The 1,075-nt window shown below is 64.7% G+C and carries 1 protein-coding gene; it reads right to left on the minus strand.

Annotated elements, in window-relative coordinates; translation table 11 throughout:
- Positions 1 to 79: 79 nt before the first annotated feature.
- Positions 80 to 1,075: transposase (locus FHS94_RS19090; RefSeq protein ID WP_184060893.1), on the minus strand; the 996-nt coding region annotated here is incomplete at its 5' end.

Raw genomic sequence — 1,075 nt, forward strand, 5'->3', positions numbered from 1 at the left:
GGGCGATTGTGTTGAAGAAGTCGGGGTTGGTTCCGAGCCGAGGCTATCGCTGAATGGGCACGGCGCAGCTTCGACCCGGTCAGGCGGGTAGCGGCGGTGCGGTCAGCGGGATGAGCTTGGCCATTTTGCGGAGGTTCTGGGCGGTAGCTGCCAAGAGGAACTCGTCTTTGGCGCCGTTTGGACCTCGCAGGCGCAGTCGGTCTAGCTTCAGGATGCGTTTGAGGTGCGCGAACAGCATTTCGACCTTCTTTCGCTGGCGTCGCGAGGTCACGTAGGCGTCGGTTGTTGCGATATCGCGCGCCAGGTCGCGAGCGCCTTCGTGAATGGACCGCAGGACCTTACGATGAGGGCCGTTAGGGCAGCATCGAGGCCGTAGGTCGCAGGCATCGCACGCCGCCTTGCGGGCGCGGTACCTATAAAGGCCATCGGCCGGCAGCTCTTCCTTTGCAGCACGTCCTTTATGCCAGTAGCGGCGCAACTCCTCGTCGGCCGGACAGGTGTAGACGTCGCGCTCGATGTCATAGCGGAAGTCGGCGCGCTCAAAGGTGCCGTCGCGGCGCAACGATTTGTCGAATACCGGAATGTGCGGGTGGATGTCGCGTTCGTGGACGAGCCAGGCGAGCATCTCGGCCGAGCCGTAGCCGGTATCCGCCGCCAGTCGCTCGGGCCAGACGCCAAACCGCTCCTGGGTCCGTTCAATCATGCGTTTGCACGCGGTGACCTCGGCCTGCCGGACCGCAGTGCTCGCCTCCACGTCCATGATGACGGCGTGGTCGAGGTCGATAAGGTAGTTGGTCGAATAGGCATAATAGGCCTGCCCGCCATGCGCGCAGGTCCAACGTGACGCGGGGTCGGCCGGCGCCAGGAACTTCGGCACCACGGGTGTGGCCGCCCCGAACGCAGCATCGTCAAGGACGGCGAAGTACTCACTCACAGCACGACTATCGGCATCGTGCGGCAGGCCCTCGCTGCCTGGTCCACCGGTCTGACGGTTGGCATCGGCCCGGATCAGGCTGGCGTCGACCGCAAACCCTTCGCCACCGACCAACCCCTCCGCCATGCAGCGCTCAACCGT

This window comes from Sphingomonas aerophila (assembly GCF_014199305.1).
In the GTDB taxonomy this organism is placed as follows: domain Bacteria; phylum Pseudomonadota; class Alphaproteobacteria; order Sphingomonadales; family Sphingomonadaceae; genus Sphingomonas; species Sphingomonas aerophila.